The organism is Pseudomonas sp. PME37.24/025 (genome assembly GCF_055556615.1).
This window is the reverse complement of sequence record NZ_JBVHNK010000005.1, coordinates 81,408-102,620: the sequence shown is the minus strand read 5'-3', so window position 1 is coordinate 102,620 and position 21,213 is coordinate 81,408. Positions and strand designations below refer to the sequence as shown.

Genomic DNA, 21,213 nt, shown 5'->3' with positions numbered 1-21,213 from the left:
TTGCTGGAGCTGGCAGAGTTACAGCGAGTCGGAAACAGCGGTGGCTGCTTCCGAGTCAAACGAGGGGGTCAGGCGTGGGGGGCACGTTGGGTGACAGGCCAGGGCTGAACCTCATTGCCTTGGGTCAGCAGGCGCAATTGCGCGACTTCCCGCTTCAATTGGTCACGCTCGTCTTTCAACTGGCGCAGTTCATCGCGACGGATCGTGACGTAAAGGGTTTGTGCTGGCAGTGCTGTGTGTACGGTGCCCATTGCTCACCTCGCAAATGGCTGTCTCAACTGTAAGTTCGCTCCCTGGATCAGGTGCTCTCTTACTATCGGCGCCAATTTTGATTTCTTTTGCCCTTGAAGGGAACTTTTTTATTTTTCATGGTCGTTGTGTCTTCGGTACGATTCCCGACGTTATCAGTCTGGATCGGGCACAATGCCCGGAAACTTCATTGCGCCGCTCTGGACTAACCCTCATTAGTCGCGTTGGGCTATAACCTTTGACACACTTTATTTGTAGTAGGGAGCATCAGTACATGCAACTCGGGATTATTGGACTGGGCCGCATGGGCGGCAATATTTCGCGGCGCCTGATGCTCAACGGACATACCACCGTTGTTTACGACCGCAATACCGCCTTTGTCGACACCCTGGTTGAAGCAGGCGCCACCGGTGTTGCCGACTTGCCAGCCCTGGTCGCTGGCCTGGCCAAACCTCGCGCGGTGTGGGTCATGCTGCCCGCCGGCGCACCGACCGAAGACACCATCGACACCCTGAGCACCTTGCTCGACGCGGGCGATACCATCATCGACGGCGGCAACACCTTCTATAAAGACGACATCCGCCGGGCCAAAACCCTGTCGGAAAAAGGCCTGCACTACATCGACGTCGGCACCTCCGGCGGCGTCTGGGGCCTGGAGCGTGGTTATTGCATGATGATCGGCGGCGATGCCGAGACCGTTAAGCGTCTTGACCCGCTGTTCGAAAGCCTGGCCCCGGGCCTGGGCGACATCCCGCGCACCAAGGACCGTAAGTCCGATGACGATCGCGCCGAGCGTGGTTACATCCACGCAGGACCCGCCGGGGCCGGGCACTTCGTCAAGATGATCCACAACGGCATCGAATACGGAATGATGCAGGCCTTCGCCGAAGGCTTCGACATCCTCAAGACCAAGGCCAGCACCAACCTGCCGGAAGATCAGCGCTTTGACCTGAACGTTGCCGACATCGCCGAAGTCTGGCGGCGTGGCAGCGTGGTGTCGTCCTGGCTGCTCGACCTGACCGCCGATGCCCTGGCCAGCGACCCGAAACTCGACGGTTACTCAGGCTCGGTGGCTGACAGCGGTGAAGGTCGCTGGACCATCGAGGCCGCGATGGAGCAATCGGTGCCTGTACCGGTGCTGTCGAACTCGCTGTTCTCGCGCTACCGTTCGCGCGGGCAAGGCACCTTTGGCGACAAGATTCTCTCGGCCCAGCGCTTCGGCTTCGGCGGCCATGTGGAGACCCCGAAAAAATGACCCATGTGATCCGCAGGAAATCCAAGGCAGAACCCGCACCGCCTACCACGCTGTTTTTGTTCGGTGCCCATGGTGATCTGGTCAAGCGCCTGCTGATGCCGGCGCTGTACAACCTGAGTCGCGACGGTTTGCTGGGGAATGGACTGCGGATCATCGGCGTTGATCACAACGCCATCAGTGACGAAGCCTTCGCCAAAAAACTCGAAGATTTCATTCGGGCGGAAGTGGCGGCCAAGGTCGGCAAGGGCGATCAAGCCCTTGATCCGGCCTTGTGGGCCAAACTGGCCAACCATATCAGCTACGTCCAGGGCGATTTCCTTGACGAACGCACCTACGAAGCGCTGGCGGCGAAAATCGCCGCCAGCGGCACCGGCAATGCGATTTTCTACCTGGCCACCGCGCCGCGCTTTTTCAGTGAAGTGGTGCAGCGTCTCGGTGCCGCCGGATTGCTGCAAGAAACCCCCGAAGCGTTCAGAAGGGTGGTGATCGAAAAACCTTTCGGCTCCGACTTGCACACCGCCGAAGCCTTGAACGCGTGCTTGCTCAAAGTGATGACGGAAAAGCAGATCTACCGGATCGATCACTATCTGGGCAAGGAAACCGTGCAGAACATTCTGGTCAGCCGGTTCTCCAACAGCCTGTTCGAAGCCTTCTGGAACAACCATTACATCGACCACGTGCAAATCACCGCCGCCGAAACCGTCGGCGTGGAAACCCGTGGCAGTTTTTATGAGGTCACCGGCGCCCTGCGGGACATGGTGCCCAATCACCTGTTCCAATTATTGGCGATGGTGGCCATGGAGCCACCGGCCGCTTTTGGCGCCGATGCGGTACGCGGCGAAAAAGCCAAAGTCGTCGGCGCGATCCGCCCCTGGTCGACCGAGGAGGCGCGAGCCAACTCGGTGCGCGGCCAATACACCTCCGGCCAGATCGATGGCGAGCCGCTGCCCGGTTATCGCCAGGAAGCCAACGTGGCGCCTGACAGCACGACCGAAACCTATGTTGCGCTCAAAGTCATGATCGACAACTGGCGCTGGGTCGGCGTGCCGTTCTACCTGCGCACCGGCAAGCGCATGAGCGCGCGCGACACCGAGATTGTCATTTGCTTCAAGCCGGCACCGTATGCGCAGTTCCGCGACACCGAGGTCGATGAGTTGCAGCCGACCTACCTGCGGATCCAGATTCAACCCAACGAAGGCATGTGGTTCGACCTGCTGGCCAAACGGCCCGGGCAGGCGTTGAACATGGCCAATATCGAGCTGGGTTTTGCTTATAAGGATTTCTTCGAGATGCAGCCGTCGACGGGCTATGAAACGCTGATCTACGACTGCCTGACTGGCGATCAGACGTTGTTCCAGCGTGCCGACAACATCGAGAATGGCTGGCGCGCCGTGCAGCCATTCCTGGACGCCTGGGAGCAGGACGCAACGATGGAGAACTATGCGGCCGGCGAAGACGGACCTCAGACCGCTGACGAGCTGCTGAGCCGCGACGGCCGCGTTTGGCACAATGTCGGTGAGTGACGTCACGCAACAATCCATCCGTTTTCTGCTCAGTGACATGGACGGCACTTTACTGCTCCCTGATCACAGCCTCAGTCAGCGCACGATCGAAGCAGTCCGCGCCTTGCGCGAGGCCGGCGTGCTGTTCAGCCTGGCCACCGGGCGTCCGCCCAAAGCCATGTTGCAGCAGATCGAAGCCCTGGGTGTCGATCTGCCGACGGCGGCCTTCAATGGCGGCACAATCGTAAACCCGGACGGCAGTTTGCTGGTTGCGCATTATTTGCCGGCAACGGCGGCGCTGACGGCTTTGGCGCTGTTTGCCGATCAGCCGGACATTGAAGTCTGGGTGTTCAGTGGCGGCGACTGGCTGTTGAAGGATCCATATGGCCCGATGGTCCCGCGAGAGCAGCATGGTTTGGGGTATCCGCCGGTGGTGGTCGAGAGTTTTGAGCCTTGCATGGCGCGTATCGACAAAATCGTCGCCGCCAGCAACAACGCCGAACTGTTGATCGAACTGGAAGCGCAGTTGCTGCCCAAGGTCGAAGGGCAGGCGCAGGTCTCGCGTTCACAACCGATCTATCTGGACGTGACCGCGATGAAAGCCAACAAGGGCGAGGCATTGGTGACGCTGGCCGAGTTTCTCGGTGTACCGCTGGAACAGACCGCCGCCCTCGGTGACGGCGGCAATGACCCGGCGATGTTTCATCGAGCCGGGTTATCGATCGCCATGGGGCAGGCGGAGGAGGCGGTGAAGCGTCAGGCCGACGTGGTGACCGGGGCCAATACCGAAGACGGCGCGGCCCAGGCGATTGAGCAATACATCCTTCCTCGATGACGACACGAAACCAATGTGGGAGCGAGCCTGCTCGCGATGAGGCCATTTCATTCAACATCGATGTTGAATGAAAAACCGCTATCGCGAGCAGGCTCGCTCCCACATTTTTGTTCAGTGTTACAGCCAGTAGCTCACCGCATACCAGCCCAACACGCCCATCACCACGGTGTAAGGCAGTGCCATCCACACCATCCGCCCGTACGACAGGCGAATCAGCGGAGCAATCGCCGAGGTCAGCAGGAACAGAAACGCCGCCTGGCCATTGGGTGTTGCCACGCTTGGCAGATTCGTACCGGTATTGATCGCAATCGCCAGGGTTTCAAAGTGCTCGCGGCTCATGTGGCCGGAGATGAACGCCTGTTTCACTTCGGTGATGTAAATGGTTGCCACGAATACGTTGTCGCTGATGGCCGACAGCAAGCCATTGGCAATAAACAACATGCCCGGCTGTTGATCTGCCGGCAGCGCCAGCACCCACTGGATCAGCGGCGTGAACAATTGCTGATCGTGAATCACGGCCACCACTGCGAAAAACACCACCAGCAGTGCCGTGAACGGCATTGCATCCTTGAATGCGTTGCCGATGCGGTGTTCGTCGGTAATGCCGGTGAATGCGGTGATCAGCACGATTACCATCAAACCGATCAGGCCCACTTCGGCGATGTGAAACGCCAGCCCTGCAATCAGAATCAGCGCCGCCATCCCTTGTACCAGCAACGCAGCGCGTTGACGGGAAGTGCGTTGGGCGTTGTCTTCGGCGGCGTAGTTGGCCAGCACCGCACGCACGTTGTCCGGCAGCAGCGTGCCATAGCCGAACCAGCGCAATTTTTCCAGCAGCACGCAGGTCACCAGACCGGCTGCCAATACTGGTAACGACACCGGGGCGATCTTCAGAAAGAACTCGGCGAAGTGCCACCCCATCTCATGGCCGATCAGCAGGTTCTGCGGCTCGCCAACCAGCGTGCACACACCACCCAGCGCGGTGCCGACAGCACCGTGCATCAGCAGGCTGCGCAGGAAGGCGCGGAACTGTTCGAGGTCGGCATGATGAAGGCTGGGTAAATGCCGGTCGTCGCTGAATTCGGCATTCTCGCGCGGATCGTGGCCTGAGGCGACACGGTGATACACCGAATAAAACCCCACGGAGGCACTGATGATTACTGCCGTCACGGTCAACGCATCGAGAAACGCCGACAGAAACGCGGACAGGAAACAGAACATCAAGGCCAATAGCGCCTTGGAGCGAACCCCCAATAGCAGACGCGAGAAAAGAAACAGCAGCAGGTCTTTCATGAAATAGATGCCCGCTACCATGAACATCAGCAACAGGATCACCGGGAAGTTGTGCACCAGCTCGTCATAAAGCGCCTGGGGCGTGGTCATTTTCAGCAGTAATGCCTCGATCAACAGCAAGCCGCCAGGCATCAGCGGGTAACACTTGAGCGCCATGGCCAGGGTGAAGATGAACTCCAGCACCAACAGCCAGCCGGCCGCCACCGGACCGACCGTCCACAACACCAGGGCATTGAGAATCAGGAAGCCGATGATGCTTGCCTTGTACCAACGAGGTGAGTGCCCGAGAAAGTTATGCGCGAAGGCCTGGGCCATAGAGCCGGACATCGGCTACTCCTTGTATTAAGAAGCGCGCAACTTGCCGTAAGAGGAACAGAAGATCAAGTGGATGAAAACGACGGCAGTCTAATACTGATAACGCATGACGACCGCGCGACAGTTTCCGTCCCGTGAATAGCCGCCTATGACAATGCAGCCGTCGGCCTGAATGGCCAATGAAGTAGCGGTAGGCGAACCGCGACCCAGGCGTGTGCGAAACCAGCCGATGCCCTTGGCAAAACTGCGATCGAGCTGCCCACTGGGTAAATATCGGGCAAAAATGAAATCGGCTTCGATCCCGCCGACCGTCGATCCAACTGTCAGCACACGTCCATCCGGTTGAGTCTCGGCGGCGGTCCAGCGGCAACTGCTGCGGCCGACGCCTAATAGCTTTGGCTGACCACCGTTGCAATGAATATCGGGTCGGCCATTACTGTGAACTTTCAGAGACAGGCAGAGCATCGGGTCGCGACTGCTGCCAAAACAATGCAAGTCACCATTTTCATGCTGGACGATCTGGTTGATCTGAGCGCTGTGCTCCCGTGCCTTGAAGGTCATGAAACCATCCACGGCGAAGCGCTCGTCCAGTCGGCCATCCGGGTGATAGCGCGCCAGCAGACCTTCCTCGGGAAAATTGATTGAGCCGCTCACCAGGATCCGACCATCGCGTTGCACCATCAGGCTGCTGAGCCAGGTGTTCATCAACAAGTGCCGAACCATGACGAAGCCGCGACCGTTGAAGCTGTCGTCCAGGGAGCCGTCGGCGTTGAGTCGTATCAGCATGCCGACGTGATCGGTCGGTTCGAAGTAATGATTGGCCAGCAGCAGGATTCGACCGTCGTCCTGCACACAGACATCACAGGCTTCGGCGCTCGACACGCCGGGCGGTAACCAGGCGTCGCGAGCACCCCGGGAAAGATTACCCGGAAGGCGCACCACGCAACGTCCATTGTCGCCAAAACCCTGGACCGGGCAGCCTTGCTGATCAAACATCGCCAGGGCGGGCAGCGTACGGTGAGCATTTTCGTAGTGCAGGCCGGCCACCAGAATGTGCCCGTTGGGCAATGCCCGTACCTTGCCAGCCATGGCCTCGAAGCCGAGAGCGAACTGGCCGCTGATGCTGCCTTTTTTGCCGAATGCCAGATCCGCCGAACCATCTGCAAGCAGGCGGGCCAGGCCAAAGCGTTGGCCGCCCGGCGTACCGACCTTTGCCGCCACCAACAACCGGCCGACGTGGTCAATCGCAACCCCATTGGTCATGCTGGAGAGACTGCCGGCGAAATACACTTGAGTCTTGCCGGTGCCAGCGAAATTCGTATCGAGCCGTTGGGCACCATTCACGGTTGCAGGTAAGGCAAAAGCAGTCTGGGGTGACATGCATGCATCTCCTTGCCAGCCGTCCTTGATCCGGTTCCCGGATGGCGACTGCCTGAGCAAAACATTCAATCCCTGAATGACTCGGCGCACAACTGTTTTCATGAGCCGGAGGAGGCGCGTTTTGTGCCAGAACAATGTCTTTTCGAACCATTGCCAAGCCTGCCAAGTAATCTGGCGGGTTAGAAGTTAAAACAGGTGAGTGGTGTCGCGCAGTTGACTGTAGGAAATCGTCAACTAAGAGGAAGTGGGGGGCGGATTGCCGGGAGGCAATCCGCGAAAATACTTAGTGCGGCATGGACCACGATTGCAACGTGTAACCTTCGTCGCTCAACTCGGTACGGGCTTGTTTCAGCAAGTTTTCGAGTTGCTCTGGATCGGAATAGGCGCTGCTGAGGATTTGTTTGCGGCTGATGCGAGTGTTAGTGCGATCGATGACGGTCAGGCTGAGCTCGCCATTACCGTCTTGTGGTGCCCAGGCCACGCATTGAAAGGGTTTAAATGCGTGCTTAGCAATCAAAAGTGCTTCGTTGAAACGGAGCGGGGCGTTCATGGGGTCTTCTCTCTGTATGCCCAATCAAGTGATGTGCCGTCGGTTGGGCTTACCGTTCGGCTGGTTACTTGTACTGATGCCCGCAAGTGGGGGTTGGGTCACACACAATCAAAAGAAATTTCAACTTTCGTTCATTGATTTGATATTCAGGCGGTTTCTGAAAGCTGAATGAAAGGTTCAACTCGTTAGGCGACTAACCAAGTGACTTCTTATAACTAATAAGCAAACAGCCCTATAAGCAATCGATACAAGCTCGCGTCAAATTCTTGCTAGTGTTACAACGAAGCCCGCCAAATGACTGTTTTTACTAATATTTCCTAAATTTGGCGTCAAGGAACAGTCATGATCGAAGCGCCTGCCTTGCGACGTCTGTTAGTAGTGGATCCTTGCGATGACTGCCACCGTTTATTGCCGGGTTTACGCGCCGCGGGGTGGGATGTTGACAGTTGTACCCTGGAAAACGCTACCGAACGAACCTGCGATGTCGGTCTGTTCCGATTGCAGCCCTTTCATCTGGAGCGCCCGGAAGCCGTCAAGGAATTGATCACCCATAGCGGTACTGAGTGGATTGCCGTGCTGAATCAAGAAGTCCTGCGATTGCAAAATGTCGGGGACTTCGTCTGCGAATGGTTTTTTGACTACCATACGCTGCCGTTCGATGTCTCACGGGTTCGGGTCACCCTGGGCCGCGCGTTTGGCATGGCGCGCCTGCGCGGCCAAGGCACGGTTCATATCGATCAGCCTGAACACGAACTGCTCGGCGACAGCAAACCGATTCGCGAACTGCGCAAATTGCTCAGCAAGCTGGCACCCACCGAATCTCCAGTGCTGATCCGCGGCGAAAGCGGGACCGGCAAGGAATTGGTCGCTCGCACCCTGCATCGACAATCCCAGCGTCACAGCAAACCGTTCGTGGCGATCAACTGCGGCGCGATTCCCGAACACTTGATCCAGTCCGAACTGTTTGGCCACGAGAAGGGCGCCTTTACCGGGGCTCATCAGCGCAAGGTCGGACGGATCGAGGTGGCCAACGGTGGGACGCTGTTTCTCGATGAAATCGGTGATCTACCCCTGGAACTGCAAGCCAGTCTGCTGCGCTTCCTGCAGGAAAAACACATTGAGCGTGTAGGGGGGCACCAGCCTATTCCGGTGGATGTGCGGGTACTGGCGGCAACTCACGTCGACCTTGAAGCGGCTATCGAGAAGAAACGCTTTCGCGAGGATCTGTATTACCGTTTGAACGTGCTGCAAGTCGTCACTGTGCCGCTGCGCGAACGCCACGGCGATCTTTTGATGCTGGCCAACCACTTTTCCCACTTCTACAGCCATGAAACCGGCCGTCGTCCTCGCAGCTTCAGCGAGGACGCGCTGATCGCCATGGGCAAGCACGACTGGCCGGGCAATGTCCGCGAGTTAGCCAACCGGGTACGGCGCGGGCTGGTTCTGGCCGAAGGGCGGCAGATCGAGGCGCGAGACTTGGGCTTGATCAGTCAACACGCCACCGCTACGCCAATGGGCACCCTTGAAGACTACAAGACCCGCGCCGAGCGTCAGGCGCTGTGCGATGTGTTGAACCGGCACAGCGACAACCTGAGCGTCGCTGCCAGAGTCCTGGGTGTGTCGCGGCCGACTTTTTACCGATTGCTGCACAAGCACCAGATCCGCTAGGGCGGTGTAACAAAAAAGGCCCGCGGCGACATCCATCGCAGCGGGCCTTTTCCATTTTAGCCAGGCACTACAGACTCCTTGTGGGAGCGGGCTTGCCCGCGATAGCGATATGTCTGTTACATCAATGTCGGATCTGCCGCCGTCATCGCGGGCAAGCCCACTCCCACAGGTATTTGCGCTGAGCTCAGAAAATGTGTGCTTAAAAGTAGTACGGGAATTTCAGGCTGAAGGAGAAGTCCGGGGCATCGTCCGTTATGCCGATCGACAGGTTGGGGACGATGGTCAGGCTCTCATTGGCGGCAATGGTCATGCCGATGTTGAAGTACCCGGCATTCGCATCGCTGGACACCACGGACTCCCAGTCCCCGCCATCCTGCTTGAGCTTGCTTTTACGTTGCACCAGGTCAGACACCGAGAACGACATACTCATTTTTTCGTTCAGGGCGAAGGCGATACCCGCGCCGATCTGGAAGCTGTCGCCGATCCGTACCTTGCCCGGTACTTTCTGATTGACGGTGGCGCTGATGTCGTCGAAGGACTCTTCGAAATTGTGGGTATAGGACAGGCTGCCGAACAGAACCGCCGGATCGTAGGTCTTGACCAGCGAGATGCCGGGGCTGATCGCCCACACGCCGTTGCCGGTCGGCAGGGTGTCAGGCACGAACAGATTGGTATTGGCGTTGGACTGGCGCAGCTTGATTCCGAACGGGTCTTTGCCGGTCGGTGCCTTGACGCGCAAGGTCAGCACGGCGTCCGGGGTGTTTTCCGATTCGTCCAGGAACTTGTAGGCGATCCCGAAGTTGACGTCGCCCAGCGTCGGATCCCGGGTGACCGTTTCTTCGCTGGTCACACCCGCCGCACCTTCGTTGGCGCCGCCGGACTGATAAGTCGATTCGCGGTACACCACCGGCACGTTCAGGTCGAACTGCCAGCGATTGTCGAAGTTGTAGCGACCGGTGAGGTCCAGCGTCCAGGTGTCGGCCTTGATCCGGTCCAGGTTGATGTTACCCAGGAAGATCGAGTCCAGTGCGAGGAAACCGTTGAGGATCAGTTGGCGGGAGTCATAGCGTGAATAGGTCAGCCCGGTTTCGAGGCTGAACTTGCCGCCGCCGAAGAATCCGCTGGCCTCGTCATACAGGTTGGAAACACTCTGTGCCGGTTGAGAGTCATCAGCCAGCGATTGCCCGTAGGAACTGCCGCTGCCTCCCGCGGCGCCTCCTGAAGCAGCCGCCGCTCCGGTGCCGGTGGCCACTTGCTGATTGCCTTTCATGTCGGCTGGCGACTTGGCCAGACGTTTAGGCGGTGCCGCCGCCGGTTGCTCTTCCACTTGGCGGACCCGTTGTTCGAGTATCGCCAGCGCTTTTTGTTGTACTTCGTATCGTTGCTTGAGTTCCAGAAGTTCCTGCTTCAGCGCCGCTACATCCGCATCGGGCGCTGCTTGCAGCAGCGCCGAAGGGAACAGAGTGCTCAGACAAACGACCGCGCACAGTGATACTGACCGATACATGATAAGCCGCCCCCATGAAGCCCAATGATCGAGCATCAGCGTAGTTCAATATCCCAGGCTGCGTAGTGCCTTGAGTTGGTTCAGGTTGCAGTTGACTGCTCCGGCATTTCGGCCATTGTTGTTAAGCACCACGTTAAGCCGCGTCAGGTTATTGACCCTGTTGCTGTTGCCCAGAAGCCGGGTGTTCTGCACCAGACCACCCTGAGCCACCTGCTGCATGGCCGTGCCTTGGTTGTTGTTGGCCTGGACGGCCATTTGCACGCCGCCACCGGTGGCCGACACCGCGACATTGCCGGCGGCATTGCTGTCGGTAATGGTTTGCCCACTCGTCAGCACCTGCCCCTGGACGGGGTCCATCGCCGGTGCCTGGCTGGCTTCTTTGACGTTGATGGCGACATTGTTGTAAGCGGTATTTCCGTCGCCGGCGGCGCGCACACTTTGGGTGACGCCCTGTGTGGTGGTCAGTCCCGCGCCACCGATCACATTCCCGGTGCCCGATGGCGGCGTGCTGCCGTTACCGGTTTCTCGGAGGGTAGACACGTAAAACTGGGGTTTTACGGTAGAGGCCTGGATCTGCATGGACGTCGTCGCCCCGATCAGGTCGCCACTGGCATTGCGCCAGGTACTGCTCATGATAATACCGAAGCTGATGATCCGCCCCGGCATGACATAACGACCGCGTAGCTCGGCGAGCTCCTGGTCCTTGAGTTCGATGGGTTTGAATCCTGCATTGGCGTAACCCGATGCGCTTGCTGCCAGGCAAGCGGCGGCCAGCCAGTATGAGGTTTTCATTTGCAGCTCCCGGGGCGTCCAGCCCTCACTATCATCAGTGGGCGAGTTAGAAGAAATCGCTCTGTATGAAGCCAAAGTCCATCAATTCAGCATCTTTGACCGGGTTGAAAGTATCCAGCTTGTTCTTGGCCGTCAGCGGTTCCGGTGGACTGCGCAATGCATTGGTTTTGTCGTAACCGGGACCCACGATCGCGAAGACAATGCCGTTCCAGCCTTTGACAAAGTCATCATGGGGATAGCGTTTGTGCCCAAGCACCGGGTCACCGATATAGACCCAGTCCTTATCCGCCCGCTGCAACACCACGAAATGCTTGTAGCCGCGAATTTCCATCAGTACCACTACCGGAATGGTCACCGCTTCGAGTTTCTCGGACGGTATCCGGTAGCCACGAGCGCGCATGCCGATTGCTTCTATGTAGCGCTTCATGTCCAGCATGGAGAAACCTTGAGTACGAACAAGGTTCTGGTCAGCGTTGACCAGCATGCCTTTGATGATGTGTTCCTCATCGACATCGAGCCAGTAAGCCTGGCGCAACACCGTGGCCAGTGCGGCAGCGCCGCAGCTGAAATCGGTTTTCTGTTCGACGATGTCGCTGAACTTGCGCTCACGCACGCTTTGCACTTGCTTGTAAACCAGCATACCGCCAGGCAAAGCGGCGACCGGCATCTGTGCCGCCTGAGTCAGGCCACACAGGCATAGCAGGGTGAAAAAGGCTGTCGTACGCATGATCGATACGCCTTTGCGGAACCGTGGAAAAAAAGCCCCGTTGCCGGGGCTTTCATTTCGCTCGCGATTACAGGCAGGCTCTGCAGCCAGCAGCGATGGACAGCGAGTTGCTTTGTTGGTTGCCCACACCCGCCGATACGTTGGCGCCGCCGTTGCCGGAGAAGCCGTTCATCGAGCCGGTCATGCTGGCGTTGTTCACCACAGGGTTTTTCCAGCCGTCTGGAGTCAGCACTTGATGGGTGGTGACGCTAGACAGATCGAAGGTGCCCACTGCTGTGAATTTGAACTTGTCGTCATCGTGGCGACGTCTGCTATCCCAGCCACCGTCGTCTTCAATCGTACCGCTACCTTTGGCCTTGAAGGTGCCTGTGGAGGTGGTGGTGTCGGTGAGGGTGGTGACGACGTGGGTCCGGTCAGCTTTGTTGTCCACATCCAGACCGGTGGTTTCCTGATAAGCGTCAGCCGAGGCTGTTGCTACGCGTCCGCCGGACACAGCAATCGCCAGGTTGTTTTTCTGTTGGTTGAAGTTACCGGCAGTCACGTTCATGCCAATGTTGCCGGAGCCGTTGTTGCCAGCATTGTTGAGCGTGGCGTTATTTTGGGTAGAGCGGTTTTTGACGTAGTTGTCGGTGTTGTACTGATACGCGTAGGACGTTGCAGTGGCAGAACCGAAGATGAAACTTTCATCAGCGGTCGCCAGCGCGGCGGCGTTGTCTTGTTGGTTGCCGTCACCGCCAGCAACGTTGGCGCCCATATTGCCATTGGAGCCGTTGAGCGAGTCGTCGGCATTGGCAGTGTTTTCGGTGCCCTGGTTGAGTACCGAGTTGCCGCTGCTGTCCTGTGTGTCCCCTACATAGGCGTTGGCGGCGGAGTCGATTGACAGTTGCTGTTCCCAGGTTGGACCTTTGGGGCCGTGATGGTGGTGGCCGTGACCGCGTCCGCGATCGTTATCACCGGCTTGTGCTGCCATCGCCATGACGGCTGCCAGGGCGAAGACTAGTGGCTTGAGAGCCATTGTGGGTTTCATGGTGTTTCTCCGTGCTTATTAGTTGGTTAAGTGTTGGTTACTTTCTAATCGCACTGCGTTCGGGTCAGTCAGCGACCCGGATGCTCAGGGTGTTAGCCATTCGGTTCCCCACCCCGGCACTCTGGTTCACCTGAATCACTCCTCGGCTGCCGGTGAAGGCCTGGTCGCTTGTCACGACCTGGCGACTGCCTTTTGAAGCGTCAGTTGCCCCTGAGCTTGGTAGCAACGCCACGTTCTGTTGAGAAAGGGCGCTATCGTCGACGCTTTGCGGCGCAGCACTGATGCTGATGCGCATTGCGTTGGCCATCTGGTTGTTGGCCCCGGCGCCCTGGTTGACGCCCAGTGCTCCGTTGCCATGACTGAAAGAGGTGCCGCCGATGGTGGCCGTCGCATTCATCGACGGGTTGGCGGGCGTGTCGAGTTTCTGGATCACGCGGGTGGTCGCCGAGGCATGGGTGCCGATGGCGATGGCGCGAGTGTTGGTCTGTTGCTGTTGATCGCCGGCCGCCTGGTTGACGTTGAAGTTGCCTTTGTACCGGGCGCCGGAATCGAGGATGTTGGCGGTGTTGACCACCGGAACGCTGGAGTCGGCCATGGCGCTTGCACTTACACCGGCACTGACGAGCAGGGCGAGCAGGATCAGTGAACGACTCATGTCATTGACCTCCCGCCAGTCTGCCCAGCGGCGCGAGGCCGGAACCCATGGCACGGTTGATGGTTCCCGAAATCGCGCCACCGCTGCCGCCCCCGTGGCCGGCACTCATACCGGGCATGCCGTTGGGGTTGGTCACGACATTGAGGCTGCCGGGTACGCTTGCACCGTTCTGATTGATGGTGTTACGGATGGACGAACCGCTGGCCACGCTGGCGAACTCACCGTCGCTCAACTCGGTGTTGCTGAGTGTCGAGTTGACGCGTGCCGAAGGGTTGGCGTTGACCGTGGTCGGGTAGGGGTCTTTCTGAAAGGCCGGCCTGCCAACGGCATGGGGCTGTACATCACGAGTGAGTACGATGACGCCATTGCCTTCAGCCTGAACGTTAAAACTGAGTACGACGCATCCGAACAGCAGGAGGCGCGTCAAGCCTCTATAAAGAGTCCCCACGGCGGCAATTCCTTCTTTGTTATGGGCTGGCCCTAGTCAGCGTTGTGAAGGAGAGAGCGAAAGCTGTGCCGGTTTTTTATTATTGTTTTGATTCAGAGGGTTATCGATCAAGGCTAGTGAGTCGATGGAGGGAGCTGTTTCAGGTCTGAGACAGCCACCGGGGCGACAAAGTGATAAAGGATCGCAAACACTCTGGATCCAAGCTTTGTGTGGTGATGTATCAGCGCTTTAACACATCGCATGACAAGACGATGACCAGCGTTGAAACGGGCTGTTCAAGAGGGAGCGCGTGTTTCAGAAACGGACGCATTTGCAAAAATTCTGCAACAAATATTGGGGTATTTGGCCAGTGCCCGTCAGATCAACGCAATCATTGTGGGAGCGGGCTTGCTCGCGAGCTCCCACAGGGATTGGGGGCTGGCCCCAATAAGATCAGTGTTCGAGCAGTAACGTGACGGCTTGCAATGCCTGAAGCCGGCGTTCAGCCCAATCGCCCTGAAGCACTTGAACAGGCTGCCGATGTTGCTCCAGCCATGCCTGAGTCGCGTTGAAAAAAAACCGACGTTCATCCAGCTCGGGCTGACAACGCTGACCGTCATCGGTCCACTCGACCTGTTCGGGCGACAGCAGCAAGTGCAAGTCATAGTGCCGAGCCAGCAGCGCTTGCTCGAGCCAGGCCGGGCAATCGCCGAACAGGGTCTGGCTCCAGAGCATGTTACTCAGCAAGTGAGTGTCGAGAATCAGCAACGGCGGCCCGAGGGCGCGGGCGTCGTCCTCCCACTGCAGCTGACCGCGAGCGATTTCGGGAATATCGGCCGGGCAGGTGTCTCGTGCCTCCTGCTCAATGAACCAGCGCACGTATTCGCCCACCAGAACACCGCCGAATTGCTGTTGCAGTTCGGCGGCCAACCAGCTCTTGCCGCTGGATTCAGGCCCCGTGAGCACCAGCACTTTCATGTGCGCAACGCCGGATCGGTGCGCCATGTCCGCCAGCCATGCACCGCCAGCAGTGTGAATACCCCATAGAGGGCAGCTGTCAGGTACAGCGCTTTATAGATGAAGAGACCAACAAAGATGATGTCCAGCGCGATCCACAGCGGCCAGCATTGCAGACGTTTTTGCGCCATCCATAACTGCGCCACCAGGCTGAAACCGGTCAACGCCGCATCGAGCCAAGGCTGGGCGGCATCTGTCCAGTGGGCCATCGCGGCGCCCAGCAGCAAACTGCCGACCGCGCCCACGGCCAGACCGAGCGCGATGGATTTTCCATCGAGCAGGCTGACCTGCCGCTTGCCATGAGTCGCGGTCCCCTGTGTCCACTGCCACCAGCCGTAGAGCTGCAACGCGGCGTAGATCACTTGCAGCAGCATGTCCGAATACAGCTTCACCTCAAAAAAAATCCAGCTATACAGCAGCACCATCACCAGGCCGATCGGCCAGCACCAAGGGTTCTGTTTGACCGTCAGCCAGACGGCAATCACGCCGAGGGCGGCAGCAAACAGTTCAAGCCCGGACATGGAGGTTCCTTGGTGTCGTAAAAAAGAGGGGGGCGAATTGTACCCGGATTGTGGGAGATGGGCTTGCCAATGCCAGTCGGTCAGGCGCAAATCCCTGTGGGAGCGGGCTTGCCCGCGATGGCGGCGGCACAGTCAATATTGATGTCGCCTGACACACCGCCTTCGCGAGCGAGCCCGCTCCCGCAGAGGACCGCGCCGGGTACGGAGAAGATTTAAACCCTGAACTGCTTCAGCAACCCGTTCAACTGCTCGCTCAGTTCCTTGAGGTGAACGCTGGCCACGCTCGACTGTTCGGCCGCCAGTGCCGTGCTGTGGGACAACCCGGCTGCCTGGGTGACGTTCTGATTGATGTCTTCCACCACGTGGGCCTGCTGCAAGGTTGCACTGGCAATCGAAGCGTTCAACCCGTTGAGGTTACGCAAAGCCTGGCCGATGGCAGTCAGGCTGGAGCCCGCCAGGCCGGCCTGCTCGATGGTCAGTTGTGACGCACGGCTGCTGTCGCCAATCACCTTGACCGCCGCTTCGGAATGGCTTTGCAGGCGTTCGATCATCGACTGGATTTCCGCCGTCGACTTCTGAGTGCGCTGGGCCAGCAGGCGCACTTCATCGGCAACCACCGCAAACCCGCGACCTTGCTCGCCGGCCCGGGCGGCTTCGATGGCGGCGTTGAGGGCCAACAGGTTGGTTTGCTCGGCGATGGAGCGGATTACTTCCAGAACACTGCCGATTTGCGTGCTTTCGTCGGCCAGCGTACGAATCACTTCGACGGCTTGATCGATGGTCGAAGAGAGCTTGTCGATCTGCTGCAGGCTGCCGTCGATATTGACTTGCCCCTGTTGCGCCTGATACTCGGCATTGCGCATTTCGCTGGCGGCGTGCTCGGCGTTCTTGGCCACATCCTGCACGCCATAGGTCACTTCGTTGATCGCGGTCGCCACCAGTTCCATCTGCTGCGACTGCTGCTGACTGCGTTGCTGAGCTTGCGCGGCATCGTTGCCCAGTTCGCTGGAAGACTGACCCAGCGCGCTGGCGGAGGTTTGCAGCTGACTGATCACCAGGCGCAGTTTGGCGGTAAAGGCGTTGAAGTGCCGGGCCAGTTGCGTGACTTCGTCCTGGCCGTGGGTATCGAGGCTGCGGGTCAGGTCGCTTTCACCACTGGCGATATTGGCCATGGCGTTCACGGTTTCCTGCAACGGGCGCACGATGCTGCGGGCAATCATGATCACCAGCAACGCCATGATCAGGGCAATCACCAGACCGACGAAAGAGGCCTTCCAGACCTGCGCATTGAACTCGGCCTGCATGTCATCGATGTATACGCCCGAACCAATCACCCAACCCCATGGCTCGAACAGTTTGACGTAGGAGGTTTTTTCCACCGGCGCGCTGGCGCCCGGTTTCGGCCAGCGATAATCGACCATGCCGGCACCCTTGGCCTTGGCGATGGCGACCATCTCGTTGAACAGCGCGAAACCGTCCGGGTCGCGGATCGTCGAGAGGTTCTGGCCTTCGAGTTTCGGATTGGTCGGGTGCATGACCATGACGGGCGTCAGATCATTGATCCAGAAATAGTCATTTTGGTCATAGCGCAAACCGCGGATGGCGGTCAGTGCCTGCTTTTGCGCGGCGTCGCGGGTGAGGGTGCTGGCGGTTTCCAGGCTGTGGTAGTAGGTGAGGATGCCACTGGCGGTCTGCACCACATGCTGGGTTTTCTGAGCCTTGGCATGATAAAGGTCGTCGTGAATTTGCTTGAGCATCAGCACGCCCAACGTCAATAGCATCACCACGGCCACGATCAAGATGAGCCACAAGCGTCGGCTGATCGATACACTGCGCAAGCTGTTCATAACGCTGTTACTCCGGTTTCTTGTTCTTGTAATAAATGATCGCCAGCATCCAACCACACTTTGCCGATGGGGCCTATTCGACTCAGGTCCTATTACGCGGCAGCGAAAACAGGGCGTGTCTGATAGGATTTCGGCCCCGCGCGAAAAAACCTGAGTTCCAGTTTGTTTTTCACGGAATTTTTACGGTTTTGTGGGGATCTTTGTGCGCGCGGGATGTCAGCTACGCTGATCGCAATTGAATGCTTAAAAATATTAACGGGGCATGCCTGGGGGCATTGCTTCTTGGGGGATTGATGGATCTTTGGACGGCCTTTCAGGCATTGATTTTAGGCGTTGTAGAAGGGCTGACGGAGTTTTTGCCCATTTCCAGTACCGGGCACCAGATTATTGTGGCGGACTTGCTCAATTTCGGCGGCGAGCGGGCCATGGCCTTCAATATCATCATTCAGCTCGGGGCAATCCTGGCGGTGGTCTGGGAGTTTCGCCGCAAGATCTTCGACGTGGTCATCGGTTTGCCGACGCAGCCCAGCGCTCGACGCTTTACCGCGAACCTGTTGATTGCCTTCCTGCCGGCCGTGGTATTGGGGGTGATTTTCGCCGACTTGATTCACGAGTATCTATTCAACCCGATTACCGTGGCCACCGCATTGGTCGTAGGCGGGATCGTCATGTTGTGGGCTGAACGCCGTCAACATGAAGTGCATGCTGAAAGTGTCGACGACATCACCTGGAAAGATGCCCTGAAAGTCGGCTTCGCCCAGTGTCTGGCGATGATCCCCGGGACCTCGCGTTCCGGCTCGACGATCATTGGCGGTTTGCTGTTCGGGTTGTCGCGCAAGACAGCCACCGAGTTCTCGTTCTTCCTCGCCATGCCAACCATGGTCGGCGCGGCAGTGTACTCGGGCTACAAATATCGCAACCTGTTTGTGCCCGCTGATTTTCCGGTGTTCGCCATTGGCTTCGTCACTGCGTTTATCTTTGCGATGATCGCCGTTCGGGGCTTGCTCAAATTTATCGCCAGCCACAGTTACGCGGCGTTCGCCTGGTATCGCATTGCGTTCGGTCTGGTAATCCTGGCCACCTGGCAATTCGGCTGGGTCGACTGGACAGCAGTCAAGCCATGAGCGATTCCAGTGCGCACAACAACAACCCCGGACGCAAGTCCGGGGGCGCCATTCAGAACCTGCGGCTGAAACTGCTGGTATTCGGTGCGCTGTGCGCAGTGCCGTTGTTTGGCTCGGTGTCGCTGTGGCTGCGCGGGGTGTCGGTGATTCCCCTGGCGGCCTACGGCATCGTCAGCGTGCTGGCGTTTTTCCTGTACTGGAGCGACAAGCACAAGGCCCGCGCCGACAGCTGGCGCACGCCGGAGAACGTCTTGCACGCGGTGGAGTTGGCGGGCGGTTGGCCGGGCGCCTTGCTGGCTCAGCAAGCGTTTCGGCACAAGACCCGCAAAGTCTCGTTTCAGTTGGTGTTCTGGCTCATCGTGCTGATGCATCAGGTGTTCTGGATCGACCAGCTGTTTCTGGGCGCTAACCTGTTTGCATTGCTTTAAAGCACTTTAAAGCAGCAAGCCGACCTGCGTGCGCTTGGGCAACTTGCTCACCACTAGTTGGTGGGAACGTTGCAGCAAGCCTTGTAGCTCTTCGGTGCCCAGCGGGTAGGGCGTTTCCATGATGATCCACTGGGCCCGGGCCAGATACGGCGCCGGGTGAATGCCCGGTCGGTCGCAATGGCCCAGGAACAGGTCCTTGTCGACCTTGAACGCCAGGGACTGTCCCCGCAGGTTCTGCAAGGCGAACATCTTGTTCCCGGCAATCGAAAACACCCGCACGCCCCCCCATTTGTAGTCCTCCCGCGCACCGGGCAGTGCCAGGCAGTATTGCGCGACGTCCTCTTCGCTCATTAGTCCCGCTTTCATAACAGTCTGTCCCCACAAGCATTGAATGATTCGATCAGATGGTCGATCCAGGCGCGCACGGCCGGCATCACCCCGCGTCGATGAGGGTACACGGCTTGCAGCCAGCCGCCCGGCAATGACCAGTCGGGCAACAGTTGCACCAGCTCGCCGTTTTTCAGCTCCTGCTCGCAATGCATCATGGGCAGCATGGTAAAACCCTGGCCGCTGAGGGTGCAGGCTTTGCGCACGATGAAATCGTCGATCCCCAATCGCGCTTCCAGGCTCAGATCATAGCTTTTACCTGTTTGATCAAGCAGGCGGATATGCACCATGCGGTCGGCTTCCAGCGCACCGAGCACGGGCAGGTTTTTCAGGTCTTCAGGATGATTGATTTCACGGCCGAGCAAAAATGCGGGGCTGGCAACCATCGCCATTTGGGCCTGTCGCAGGCGGCGGGTGACCAGCAATGGATCTTCATCACCCAAGTCCCGCACTCTCAAGGCGACGTCGACGCCCTCGTTGATCAGGTCAACCCGACGGTTGAGCAGCATGACCTCCAGTTGAACCTGAGGGAATTTCTCCAGGAAGTTACTGATCACTCCTGGCAGAATTTCGTGGGCCAATCCGACGGGACAGGACACTCGTAGGCGCCCTCGGGGTTCGCTGGACATGCTGGCCACCGCTTCGTCGGCCATCTCGGCCTCCAGCAGCATCGCCTGACAATGACGCAAGTAACGCTCGCCCACGGCGGTCAGGTTGAGTTGTCGGGTGGTGCGTTGCAGCAGGCGCGCGCCCAGGCGTTCTTCCAGCTCGGCAATGCGTCGCGACAACCGCGACTTGGGAATCCCCAGCAAACGCCCGGCCGCCGCGAAACCACCGGCTTCGACCACCTTGGCGAAGTAGTAGAGGTCGTTGAGATCTTGCATGGTTTAAGCTCGACTGTTCTATCAGTGGGACAAACTATCGCATTGTTGCCGACTAATCATCTATTAGTTTCGTCGGTAGGATTGTCTCCATCAGATCGCCCGGTGGCGATCCTCACTTTGGAGATCCCACATGAAATTACTGCATATTGATTCGAGCATTCTGGGTGACAACTCGGCTTCCCGTCAGCTGAGTGGCGAAGTCGTCAAAACCTGGCAAGCCGCCGAGCCTGGCGTTGTGGTGACTTACCGCGACCTGGCTGCCGATGCCATCAGCCATTTCTCCGCCACCACCCTGGTTGCCGCCGGCACCGCCGCTGAACTGCGCAACGCCGCGCAACAGCACGAAGCCGATCTGAGCGCGCAGGCCCTGGCCGAATTTATCGCTGCCGATGCTGTCGTGATTGCCGCGCCGATGTACAACTTCACCATCCCGACCCAACTCAAGGCCTGGATCGACCGCATCGCCGTGGCCGGTCAGACTTTCCGCTACACCGAAGCCGGCCCTGAAGGCCTGTGCGGCGGCAAGAAAGTCGTGATCGTGTCGACTGCCGGTGGTCTGCATGCCGGTCAAGCGACCGGTGTTGCGCACGAAGATTATCTGAAAGTGCTGTTCGGCTTCCTCGGCATCACCGACATCGAGTTCGTCCGCGCCCATGGCCTGGCCTACGGTGATGAAGTGCGCAGCAAAGCCATGAGCGACGCTCAGGCGCACATCAGCGAGCAATTGTTCGCTGCCGCGTAAGGCTTGCGTAAAGTCGTAAACAGCTCGGGCAATACCCCTGAAACTCTGTATTCTGGTCATCGTGATGGCCAGGTACGGAGT

Annotated in this window: 21 protein-coding genes and 2 pseudogenes; 7 read left to right on the top strand and 16 right to left on the bottom strand. The window is 58.6% G+C overall.

Translation table 11 applies throughout. The annotated features are described in order from the left end of the window. Window positions 1–68: 68 nt before the first annotated feature. Window positions 69–251, bottom strand: coding sequence for a DUF6026 family protein (locus tag ACZ3HH_RS10945; protein ID WP_123359599.1), 183 nt, complete (start codon window positions 249–251; stop codon window positions 69–71). A gap of 272 nt (window positions 252–523) precedes the next feature. Here ACZ3HH_RS10945 and gnd point away from each other — a divergent pair, with 272 nt between their 5' ends. From gnd to ACZ3HH_RS10930, 3 genes are read left to right on the top strand one after another with little or no spacing between them, the layout of a single operon-like run. After that, the gene (gene gnd, locus ACZ3HH_RS10940; RefSeq protein ID WP_465804487.1) at window positions 524–1,504 is read left to right on the top strand and encodes a phosphogluconate dehydrogenase (NAD(+)-dependent, decarboxylating); all 981 of its coding nucleotides are present in this window, start codon (window positions 524–526) and stop codon (window positions 1,502–1,504) included. Then, entirely contained in the window at window positions 1,501–3,027 is a 1,527-nt protein-coding gene (gene zwf, locus ACZ3HH_RS10935; protein WP_465804485.1) for a glucose-6-phosphate dehydrogenase, read from the top strand. The genes gnd and zwf overlap by 4 nt, the downstream gene beginning before the upstream one ends. Continuing rightward, window positions 3,020–3,841: an HAD family hydrolase gene (locus ACZ3HH_RS10930; protein ID WP_465804484.1), complete on the top strand. Its 822-nt coding sequence runs from the start codon at window positions 3,020–3,022 to the stop codon at window positions 3,839–3,841. Before zwf ends, ACZ3HH_RS10930 begins: the two co-directional genes overlap by 8 nt. A 117-nt stretch (window positions 3,842–3,958) precedes the next feature. On the opposite strand, the gene nhaB is transcribed toward ACZ3HH_RS10930, so the two are convergent. From nhaB to ACZ3HH_RS10915, 3 genes are all read right to left on the bottom strand, one after another. Next, window positions 3,959–5,461, bottom strand: coding sequence for a sodium/proton antiporter NhaB (nhaB, locus tag ACZ3HH_RS10925; protein WP_465804482.1), 1,503 nt, complete (start codon window positions 5,459–5,461; stop codon window positions 3,959–3,961). Window positions 5,462–5,539: 78 nt separating this feature from the next. Further along, window positions 5,540–6,829, bottom strand: coding sequence for an NHL repeat-containing protein (locus tag ACZ3HH_RS10920; RefSeq protein ID WP_465804481.1), 1,290 nt, complete (start codon window positions 6,827–6,829; stop codon window positions 5,540–5,542). Window positions 6,830–7,112: 283 nt separating this feature from the next. Next, on the bottom strand, window positions 7,113–7,379 hold the full coding sequence (locus ACZ3HH_RS10915; protein WP_465804479.1) for a hypothetical protein: 267 nt from the start codon (window positions 7,377–7,379) through the stop codon (window positions 7,113–7,115). Between the two features lie 342 nt (window positions 7,380–7,721). On the opposite strand from ACZ3HH_RS10915, the gene ACZ3HH_RS10910 reads away from it, so the two are divergent. Continuing rightward, complete coding sequence (locus ACZ3HH_RS10910; RefSeq protein ID WP_465804477.1) at window positions 7,722–9,047, top strand: sigma-54 dependent transcriptional regulator; 1,326 nt, start codon at window positions 7,722–7,724, stop codon at window positions 9,045–9,047. Between the two features lie 199 nt (window positions 9,048–9,246). Here the strand turns inward: ACZ3HH_RS10910 and ACZ3HH_RS10905 are convergent, their stop codons facing one another. From ACZ3HH_RS10905 to ACZ3HH_RS10860, 10 genes and pseudogenes are all read right to left on the bottom strand, one after another. Then, window positions 9,247–10,554 carry a hypothetical protein gene (locus tag ACZ3HH_RS10905; protein ID WP_465804475.1) on the bottom strand — a complete coding sequence of 436 codons (1,308 nt, stop codon included), beginning with the start codon at window positions 10,552–10,554 and terminating at the stop codon, window positions 9,247–9,249. A 45-nt stretch (window positions 10,555–10,599) separates the two neighbouring features. After that, a complete protein-coding gene (locus ACZ3HH_RS10900; RefSeq protein ID WP_465804473.1) occupies window positions 10,600–11,346 on the bottom strand; it encodes a hypothetical protein in 747 nt (248 codons plus the stop codon). A gap of 46 nt (window positions 11,347–11,392) precedes the next feature. After that, on the bottom strand, window positions 11,393–12,073 hold the full coding sequence (locus ACZ3HH_RS10895; protein ID WP_465804471.1) for a C39 family peptidase: 681 nt from the start codon (window positions 12,071–12,073) through the stop codon (window positions 11,393–11,395). A gap of 67 nt (window positions 12,074–12,140) precedes the next feature. After that, window positions 12,141–13,100, bottom strand: coding sequence for a heme utilization protein (locus ACZ3HH_RS10890; RefSeq protein ID WP_465804469.1), 960 nt, complete (start codon window positions 13,098–13,100; stop codon window positions 12,141–12,143). Between the two features lie 64 nt (window positions 13,101–13,164). After that, entirely contained in the window at window positions 13,165–13,755 is a 591-nt protein-coding gene (locus ACZ3HH_RS10885; RefSeq protein ID WP_465804468.1) for an adhesin, read from the bottom strand. A 1-nt stretch (window position 13,756) separates the two neighbouring features. Then, the gene (locus ACZ3HH_RS10880) at window positions 13,757–14,203 is read right to left on the bottom strand and encodes a hypothetical protein (protein WP_465804466.1); all 447 of its coding nucleotides are present in this window, start codon (window positions 14,201–14,203) and stop codon (window positions 13,757–13,759) included. Window positions 14,204–14,635: 432 nt separating this feature from the next. Then, window positions 14,636–15,160 carry an AAA family ATPase gene (locus ACZ3HH_RS10875; RefSeq protein ID WP_465804825.1) on the bottom strand — a complete coding sequence of 175 codons (525 nt, stop codon included), beginning with the start codon at window positions 15,158–15,160 and terminating at the stop codon, window positions 14,636–14,638. Next, a complete protein-coding gene (gene pnuC / locus ACZ3HH_RS10870) occupies window positions 15,157–15,720 on the bottom strand; it encodes a nicotinamide riboside transporter PnuC (RefSeq protein WP_465804464.1) in 564 nt (187 codons plus the stop codon). The genes ACZ3HH_RS10875 and pnuC overlap by 4 nt, the downstream gene beginning before the upstream one ends. 212 nt (window positions 15,721–15,932) lie before the next feature. Continuing rightward, window positions 15,933–16,508 (bottom strand): annotated as a pseudogene (locus ACZ3HH_RS10865) (methyl-accepting chemotaxis protein); the annotation flags it as partial. Between the two features lie 330 nt (window positions 16,509–16,838). Then, a pseudogene (locus ACZ3HH_RS10860) lies at window positions 16,839–17,477 on the bottom strand (cache domain-containing protein); the annotation flags it as partial. A gap of 383 nt (window positions 17,478–17,860) precedes the next feature. Between ACZ3HH_RS10860 and ACZ3HH_RS10855 the strand changes: the two are divergent. After that, window positions 17,861–18,691, top strand: coding sequence for an undecaprenyl-diphosphate phosphatase (locus ACZ3HH_RS10855; RefSeq protein WP_123359582.1), 831 nt, complete (start codon window positions 17,861–17,863; stop codon window positions 18,689–18,691). Next, on the top strand, window positions 18,688–19,119 hold the full coding sequence (locus ACZ3HH_RS10850) for a DUF1294 domain-containing protein (protein ID WP_465804462.1): 432 nt from the start codon (window positions 18,688–18,690) through the stop codon (window positions 19,117–19,119). The genes ACZ3HH_RS10855 and ACZ3HH_RS10850 overlap by 4 nt, the downstream gene beginning before the upstream one ends. Before the next feature lie 6 nt (window positions 19,120–19,125). Here ACZ3HH_RS10850 and ACZ3HH_RS10845 read toward each other — a convergent pair whose 3' ends face one another. Continuing rightward, window positions 19,126–19,485, bottom strand: coding sequence for an MmcQ/YjbR family DNA-binding protein (locus ACZ3HH_RS10845; RefSeq protein WP_465804460.1), 360 nt, complete (start codon window positions 19,483–19,485; stop codon window positions 19,126–19,128). Beyond that, on the bottom strand, window positions 19,482–20,390 hold the full coding sequence (locus tag ACZ3HH_RS10840) for a LysR substrate-binding domain-containing protein (RefSeq protein WP_465804458.1): 909 nt from the start codon (window positions 20,388–20,390) through the stop codon (window positions 19,482–19,484). The genes ACZ3HH_RS10845 and ACZ3HH_RS10840 overlap by 4 nt, the downstream gene beginning before the upstream one ends. Window positions 20,391–20,520: 130 nt before the next feature. Between ACZ3HH_RS10840 and ACZ3HH_RS10835 the strand changes: the two genes are divergently transcribed. After that, window positions 20,521–21,132 (top strand): FMN-dependent NADH-azoreductase, encoded by a 612-nt coding sequence (locus tag ACZ3HH_RS10835; RefSeq protein ID WP_367371643.1) that lies wholly within the window; start codon window positions 20,521–20,523, stop codon window positions 21,130–21,132. Window positions 21,133–21,213 lie beyond the last annotated feature (81 nt).

What these genes read in the sequence shown, in the direction of transcription:
- ACZ3HH_RS10885 (WP_465804468.1), bottom strand. Translation starts at nt 13,755, where the DNA reads ATGAGTCGTTCACTGATCCTGCTCGCCCTGCTCGTCAGTGCCGGTGTA.
- gnd (WP_465804487.1), top strand. Translation starts at nt 524, where the DNA reads ATGCAACTCGGGATTATTGGACTGGGCCGCATGGGCGGCAATATTTCG.
- ACZ3HH_RS10920 (WP_465804481.1), bottom strand. Translation starts at nt 6,829, where the DNA reads ATGTCACCCCAGACTGCTTTTGCCTTACCTGCAACCGTGAATGGTGCC.
- ACZ3HH_RS10945 (WP_123359599.1), bottom strand. Translation starts at nt 251, where the DNA reads ATGGGCACCGTACACACAGCACTGCCAGCACAAACCCTTTACGTCACG.
- ACZ3HH_RS10890 (WP_465804469.1), bottom strand. Translation starts at nt 13,100, where the DNA reads ATGAAACCCACAATGGCTCTCAAGCCACTAGTCTTCGCCCTGGCAGCC.
- ACZ3HH_RS10875 (WP_465804825.1), bottom strand. Translation starts at nt 15,160, where the DNA reads ATGAAAGTGCTGGTGCTCACGGGGCCTGAATCCAGCGGCAAGAGCTGG.
- zwf (WP_465804485.1), top strand. Translation starts at nt 1,501, where the DNA reads ATGACCCATGTGATCCGCAGGAAATCCAAGGCAGAACCCGCACCGCCT.
- ACZ3HH_RS10910 (WP_465804477.1), top strand. Translation starts at nt 7,722, where the DNA reads ATGATCGAAGCGCCTGCCTTGCGACGTCTGTTAGTAGTGGATCCTTGC.
- ACZ3HH_RS10915 (WP_465804479.1), bottom strand. Translation starts at nt 7,379, where the DNA reads ATGAACGCCCCGCTCCGTTTCAACGAAGCACTTTTGATTGCTAAGCAC.
- ACZ3HH_RS10850 (WP_465804462.1), top strand. Translation starts at nt 18,688, where the DNA reads ATGAGCGATTCCAGTGCGCACAACAACAACCCCGGACGCAAGTCCGGG.
- ACZ3HH_RS10845 (WP_465804460.1), bottom strand. Translation starts at nt 19,485, where the DNA reads ATGAAAGCGGGACTAATGAGCGAAGAGGACGTCGCGCAATACTGCCTG.
- nhaB (WP_465804482.1), bottom strand. Translation starts at nt 5,461, where the DNA reads ATGTCCGGCTCTATGGCCCAGGCCTTCGCGCATAACTTTCTCGGGCAC.
- ACZ3HH_RS10895 (WP_465804471.1), bottom strand. Translation starts at nt 12,073, where the DNA reads ATGCGTACGACAGCCTTTTTCACCCTGCTATGCCTGTGTGGCCTGACT.
- ACZ3HH_RS10840 (WP_465804458.1), bottom strand. Translation starts at nt 20,390, where the DNA reads ATGCAAGATCTCAACGACCTCTACTACTTCGCCAAGGTGGTCGAAGCC.
- ACZ3HH_RS10900 (WP_465804473.1), bottom strand. Translation starts at nt 11,346, where the DNA reads ATGAAAACCTCATACTGGCTGGCCGCCGCTTGCCTGGCAGCAAGCGCA.
- ACZ3HH_RS10855 (WP_123359582.1), top strand. Translation starts at nt 17,861, where the DNA reads ATGGATCTTTGGACGGCCTTTCAGGCATTGATTTTAGGCGTTGTAGAA.
- pnuC (WP_465804464.1), bottom strand. Translation starts at nt 15,720, where the DNA reads ATGTCCGGGCTTGAACTGTTTGCTGCCGCCCTCGGCGTGATTGCCGTC.
- ACZ3HH_RS10835 (WP_367371643.1), top strand. Translation starts at nt 20,521, where the DNA reads ATGAAATTACTGCATATTGATTCGAGCATTCTGGGTGACAACTCGGCT.
- ACZ3HH_RS10905 (WP_465804475.1), bottom strand. Translation starts at nt 10,554, where the DNA reads ATGTATCGGTCAGTATCACTGTGCGCGGTCGTTTGTCTGAGCACTCTG.